Source organism: Streptomyces humi, assembly GCF_001005085.2.
Classification (GTDB): domain Bacteria; phylum Actinomycetota; class Actinomycetes; order Streptomycetales; family Streptomycetaceae; genus Streptomyces; species Streptomyces humi.
On sequence record NZ_LBMU02000024.1, the window covers coordinates 21774 to 27831 of the forward strand.

At 66.5% G+C, this 6058-nt stretch carries 5 protein-coding genes and 3 pseudogenes; 3 read left to right on the forward strand and 5 right to left on the reverse strand.

Annotated features, from left to right (window positions below; all coding sequences use genetic code 11):
- Positions 1–10: 10 nt before the first annotated feature.
- Positions 11–190 (reverse strand): annotated as a pseudogene (locus tag AAW13_RS11195) (transposase); the annotation flags it as partial.
- Between the two features lie 61 nt (positions 191–251).
- Positions 252–1043: a hypothetical protein gene (locus AAW13_RS11200; RefSeq protein WP_143144994.1), complete on the reverse strand. Its 792-nt coding sequence runs from the start codon at positions 1041–1043 to the stop codon at positions 252–254.
- Positions 1044–1645: 602 nt separating this feature from the next.
- On the opposite strand from AAW13_RS11200, the gene AAW13_RS11210 reads away from it, so the two are divergent.
- Positions 1646–2221 (forward strand): hypothetical protein, encoded by a 576-nt coding sequence (locus tag AAW13_RS11210; RefSeq protein WP_046733708.1) that lies wholly within the window; start codon positions 1646–1648, stop codon positions 2219–2221.
- Between the two features lie 11 nt (positions 2222–2232).
- On the opposite strand, the gene AAW13_RS11215 is transcribed toward AAW13_RS11210, so the two are convergent.
- The 3 genes and pseudogenes from AAW13_RS11215 to AAW13_RS11230 all read right to left on the reverse strand — a co-directional run bounded on the left by AAW13_RS11215 (position 2233) and on the right by AAW13_RS11230 (position 4098).
- The gene (locus AAW13_RS11215) at positions 2233–2769 is read right to left on the reverse strand and encodes a hypothetical protein (protein WP_240528598.1); all 537 of its coding nucleotides are present in this window, start codon (positions 2767–2769) and stop codon (positions 2233–2235) included.
- Between the two features lie 129 nt (positions 2770–2898).
- Positions 2899–3057 (reverse strand): annotated as a pseudogene (locus tag AAW13_RS11220) (IS5/IS1182 family transposase); the annotation flags it as partial.
- A gap of 270 nt (positions 3058–3327) precedes the next feature.
- Positions 3328–4098: an IS5/IS1182 family transposase gene (locus AAW13_RS11230; protein ID WP_046733706.1), complete on the reverse strand. Its 771-nt coding sequence runs from the start codon at positions 4096–4098 to the stop codon at positions 3328–3330.
- A 185-nt stretch (positions 4099–4283) separates the two neighbouring features.
- On the opposite strand from AAW13_RS11230, the gene AAW13_RS11235 reads away from it, so the two are divergent.
- A complete protein-coding gene (locus AAW13_RS11235; RefSeq protein ID WP_046733705.1) occupies positions 4284–5063 on the forward strand; it encodes a phosphotransferase in 780 nt (259 codons plus the stop codon).
- A 123-nt stretch (positions 5064–5186) separates the two neighbouring features.
- Positions 5187–5953 (forward strand): annotated as a pseudogene (locus AAW13_RS11240) (transposase).
- The last annotated feature ends 105 nt before the right edge of the window (positions 5954–6058 follow it).

Here is a 6058-nt window from a genome sequence, read left to right on the forward strand (position 1 = left end):
CGTACCCCTGGATCCCGGTACGGTCCACGTACAAGATCGCGTCCATGATGTCGCGCAGATCGTGCTCGGCCGGCCGGCCGAAGTCCAGGGCCCTGCCGCGGCGCTCGAAGCGCCAGGCCGAGAGCACCGGCTCGATCAACTCCCAGCGGGCATCGGACAGATCACTCGGATACGGGCGTCGCGGCGGCATGCTTCCGGTATATCGCCGCGATCGCGCAACGGCGAGGGCGTGGTGTCGTGCAGCAGGCGGTTCAGCGATACGCCCTGCCACGCACGTAGGCGATGACCAGGACGATCGCCGTGACGGCACACACCAGCATGCCCATGGCCAGCAAAAAGTAGCCTGCCTCGCTGATGCCGGCTTCGGTGCTCTGCACCATGGTCATGCCCGGACCGGCGGAGACCCGCTTTTCCTTGTCCGGGTGGTCCGCGATGTAGAAGAGCATCGCTGCGATCGCTGCCGTGCAGGCCGCCGCCCCGGCCAGCAGCCAACCGCCTGCGCGGCCGTACCAGGGGACCCGCGGTTCGAGGGCGACATGCGGGCACTGGGTCAGCAGGGCGCGTCCCAGGTCGGCGGCGCGTTCGGTGAGCCCGTCGGTCCGCAGCCGGGTGCCGTCGTCGAAGGCGATCACGATGCGGAATCCGTTGCCGAGTCGGGTCGCGAGACGGTTCACCGCGTCACCCTCGACGTGCAACGAGGTGACGCTGTTCCAGGACCAGCCTGCGGCTCCCCGCTGGGATCCGTGGACCAGGCCACCGCGGCGCACTTCGAAATACTCACCGCGTTCGCCACGCAGGGCCCCCGTGACCTGAGCCGCCGCAACCGCGAAGGCCCCCAACGCGAGACCGAGCAGAAGGCCGATCGCCTTGTTACTGCCTGCCGTCCCCTCCCCGGTCGCGGACCAGCCCCACACGCCCAGCCAGCCGGACGGGACCGCTATGAGCAGCGCCCAGCCCGCGTTCATCCAACGCTTCCGATGGTCCACCGCGTGTCGGCTGACCACCGGGCCGAGATCGCCGAACGTGCCTGCCCCTTGAGTCACGGGAAGAAGTCAAACACCTGGGCCGCCGGCCCCACAAGATCGGCCGGCGGTCCGGTATTCGAAGCCGGGATCCAAGCAAGAACCGGGCATTGGCGAGGCTTTCCGCAGTGGGCAGGTGATGGCGTGCACCGCTTCGAGCGGGCGAGGGCAGGCACGGCTGCCCCCAACCAGTAGCTGTACGAACGGGAAACATCCCCACGGGGGCGGGGAGCAGCAAGGCTTCGTGAGCGACGGTGGCGCGGTCGAAGGAACATCCCTACGCCTGATGGCCACGTAGGTGAGCACGAGGATCACGATCACCGTCAGGGCGAACCTGGCGATCTTGGGGACCTCGTCCTCCTTGGCCTTGTCCATGGCGCGCCAGATGACCAGCGCCACAACGAGGAGGGCCAGGAGTATCAGAGCGATCATGGTGCCTGGCTTCCTTCTTCCACGAAGTCGATGTGGGAACCAGGCGGTCCCCACGGTGCGAAAGAAGTAGCGTCCACCCGTGGCCCAGGCGATCTGCCATGCCGTCACATTCCTGGAAGACACCAGCCGCGACCTGTCGTTCTGCACTACTTTGAGACGTCGTTGGACATAGTTGGACGTGGGGGTAGGGCATGGCGCGTGCCGGACGGCTGAAGAAGCCGATCCTGACCGCAGAGGCCCACCGGGCCCTGAACAACGCCCCGCACCAACTGCATGTCTACGCGAAGTACCCGACGCTGACGTCCATGGAAGACACCCTGGAGGGCGACCGAGTGCCCCTGGCCTCAAGGGCCACCATCCACAACGCCTTCTCCAGCACGCGATTGCCCCGGGTGGGTCTTGTCGACGCCCTCGCCGTCGACCTGGCGGCACGGATCCGCAACGTCGAGCCCGAGATGATCGACAAGGTCAGCGTCATCTTCGACAACCTCTGGTTCCTCGCGGACATCGAGGACCGCCAGCGGGAGGACGACCAGTCGGAGGAGATGACCCAGGACGTCAGCTGGGACGCGGCTCCCGACAGCGCAGCACGCGCAGACGCCCCTGAGCTTCTCCCCGCTCTCGCCCGACCAGCCTCGGCTGCCCCGATGGGCACACCCCTCGACCTGAGCGTGCGGCTGCGCCTTCAGCCCGACCAGGGCCGCTGGCGATCCGCCATCCACGAAAACCGCATGCTGCGGGACACGGACGAGACCACTGCCACATAAGATGCCGTTTCTTATGGCTCTGGCGAGGGTTGGGCAGCCCGGGGAAAGCCCAACTCGTCCAGCAGATCCCTGAAGAGGTCCTCCGCAAAGGTCTCCCGCGAGCGCAGCAGCTCTTCGATCCGGGGCTGCTGCGCTGTGGCTGGAATCCCAGCCGCTACGGCCCAGACGAGGGCGCCTTCAGCGGCGGCTGGTACATCCACGTCGAGTTCCGCGCGCTTGCGCGTCACCGCCTCATTGAACTCGGGTGTGCCCACCCAGAGGCTGACATCGTCCAGGCCCTCGGGCTCCTCGGTGAGGAGTGCCGCAGCGTTGTCCAGGTTGAGCCACGCCCGCCAACGCTGACTGTTGGTTCCCAGCCCGGTCACGAGGGCGATGTCACTGTCGGAGACGTCTGCGACGCAGGCCGGTGCGCTGGTCCATCCGAGCAGGGCGGACAGGTAATCGTCCTCCCAAAGTCCGTGATCGAACTGAAGGGTCTGCCAACCGCCCGGTCGCGGACACCACGCCTGCACGGTGTCCTTGAGCTTCTGATGGATGCTGTCGAACACGGGTGCTTCTAGCAACGGGCGCTTGCTACGGGCAAAGACCAGGTGACCCGAAAAACCCACGGGACTTCCTCCTTCGAGATGTTGCGCGCACCCTATGGGTTGCCACCGACACAGCAGGCTTGGGTCGGCTCAGATGCTGAGCCGGCGGTAGCCGATGAGGGCAGCGACTATGCCGACGAAAGCCAGGAAGTGTTCGGCCTTACGCTCGTAGCGGCGGTGCAGGCGTCGGCATCCGGTGAGCCAGGACACTGTTCTGTCGACGACCCAGCGATGACGCCGCAAAGGTCTTGCGATCCCCGGCCCGCTGACGGCCACCACCCTGCGGGCGTTTCACCTCCGTCGGCGGCACGACTCGCCGGAACAGCACCCACAACTCGTCCGGCACTAACCGCTGGATCAGATCCGTCAGGCACGGTTCAACCCAACGAACGATCACGCCATAAGAAACGGCGTCCAAGTCAGCCTCCTTTCAAGAGGTCAACTGAACCTTTCCGCAACTAAAGGGTGTTGCAGAATGCCGTGTTTTTGCAGGTCAGGGTGCGACTGGGGCTGTTCTGATCATGCGGCCAGGGCGAGGTTGTGCATGTGTGCAACGGCCTGGACCGCGTGGTGGAGGCTGTCGCCGTGCTGCCGGCAGTCACGGAGGATCTTGTAGTTCTTCAGGCGACCGATCGCGTGCTCGACCCGGGCGCGGACCCGGTGATGCTCCTTGTTGTCGGCTTCCTCGCCGGGCAGCAGAGGGCGGCCGGGTCGTTTGCGGTGCGGGACGACCAGGCCGGTGTTGATGTAGGCGCCGTCGCCGAGCACGGTGACGCCCTGACACTGCTCCGGCAGGCCGGAGGTGCGCCAGACATGGGCGTCGGCCTTGTTGCCCGGGGCCGGCCGGGCGGTGGCCACGACCAGGCGGGTGTCGGCATCGATGATGACCTGCACGTTCGCCGAGAACCGGTAGTTGCGGCTTGAGGCACCGACCGTGCGGTCCCGGATCGGGATCATTGTGCCGTCCACGATCCACAGCCGGTCCGCTGCATCGACGGGGCGGGGGGCCGGCCCGAGCGCGAGGAGCGGCCGCAGCCGCTGGATGACCCGGCACACCGTGGCCGGCGAGATACCGAACAGCGGCGCGAGCTGCGGCATGGTCAGGTTGGTTCGGTAGTAGACCGCCACCACCAGCACCCGATCGGCAAGCGGCAGACACCACGGCCGCCCGATCCGCGGCCCGTCGCCACCCCGCTCCCGCACCACCTTCAACAAACCCTCGAACTGCTTCATCCGCAGCCCCGTGAACGTCTCCACCCACAACGGCTCAGCCCTCAACACCTCACGCATACAAGGGAAATGCCCAGATCACAGCATTCTGCAACACCCTTTAAGGGCTGTCCCGTAACTGGCAGCGGCCGCGCGGAGTGCGATCTCAACGGTCTGGTTGGTGCCTGCCATGGAGGTGTCGCGCTGGCTGTCGTGGGCGCCGATATCCACGACGATGAGGTGGGCGGCAGGGCTACGCTGAGCCGATGATCGAGGATGGTGCTACGGACAAGGGCAGCGTGACCACGGTGCGGCGGGTCGGAGAGACGATCCGCCGGCCCGTCGGCGAGTGGACGTCCGCGGTACACGCCTTGTTGACCCACCTGGAAACGGTGGGCTTCACTCGGGCTCCGCGGGTCCTTGGCACTGACGGCACCGATGAGGTGCTGTCTCTGGTGCACGGCGAACCCGCGTTCTCGCCTTGGCCGTCGGCTCTGCGATCGACCCTCGGAATCAGCGAACTGGGGTGCTGGCTGCGCGAATACCACGACGCTGTCCGGGACTTCCAGCCGCCGGCCGACGCACGATGGCAGGGCCAGGAGGACGCCTGGAGTCCCGGCATGATCATCAAGCATGGAGACCTCGGTCCATGGAACTCCATCTGGAACGGCGACCACCTGGCCGGTTTCATCGACTGGGACCTCGCAGCGCCCGGCCACGCCCTCGACGACCTTGCGCAACTGGCCTGGTACGCCGTGCCGCTGCGCCCCGTCGAGCAGCAGCGAAGAGCATCGATCGCCGGTGAGCACACCCTTCGGAACCGCCTCGAAGCCCTTTGCGTCGCCTACGGGGCACGGCCGGCAGACGTACTCGATGCCCTGGATGCCGTCCAGTCCCGCGAGACTGAGCGCATCGAACGACTTGGTCGGCAGGGCCACGAGCCATGGGTAACGTTCCTCGCCCGCGGCGATGCGTCCGAGATGATGGCCGAGCAATCCTGGCTCCGAAGGGAACGCACGGTTCTCCTCGGTGGGCCCGGCGGCTGAGCACGGTCCGTCCCGGCTGACCCCAGCTGGCCCGTTCCGGTGATGACTGTTGTCGCCTCGGCGTCCGAGCCGTATTCAAGGGGCCCTCTCGCAGCTGTCGGCCACGAACGACATGATGTTGGTGTGGCTGGTGTGATCACGGCGTCGGAGTCGTCCTGGAAAGCCCCGTTCACCGGGCTGAGCCCGCGCTCTTTCCGGAAGTTGGTGACACTGTTGCGGCGGCAGGGCGCGGATGCGGTCCGCAAGGGGCGGCCGTGGAGTCTTCCTCTGGAAGACCGAGCTTTGCTGATCACCGACTACTGGCGCACGAACTTGACGATGCGCCAGCTCGCCCTTCTGTTCGGTATCTCGAAGTCGGCAGCGGACCGGATCATCGACCACCTCGGCCCACTCCTCGCGCTCCAGCCGCGCAAGCGGTTCGCGAAGGACACCGTGCTCATCGTGGACGGCACCTTGGTGCCCACCCGCGACCGTTCGATCACCGAGCAGTCGAAGAACTACCGGTACCCCACGGCCCACCAGGTCGTCATCGATGCCGACACCCGCCTGGCCGTCGTGGTCGGCCGGCCGCTGCCCGGCAACCGCCATGACTCCCGAGGCCGGGAGGAATCCGGAGCCAAGGCGGCGGTCGGCAAGACCATGACCGTCGCCGACGGCGGCTACCAGGGCACGGGCCTGGTCATCCCGCACCGCGGACCAAAGGCGAGGACCTTCCGGCGTGGAAGGAAGAACACAACCGCTCCCACAAGCGAGTCCGAGCCCGCGTCGAGCACACCTTCGCCCGGATGAAGGGCTGGAAGATCCTGCGCGACTGCCGACTCAAGGGCGATGGCGTCCACCACGCCATGCTCGGCATCGCCCGCCTGCACAACCTCAACCTCGCTGGATGAGAGGCGAGTTCGTACAGCGGCCTTCCGCATCGACGCCAACTCCAAGATCACTTACGGGACAACCTTTAAGTCAGCCTCCTTTCAAGAGGTCAACTGAACCTTTCC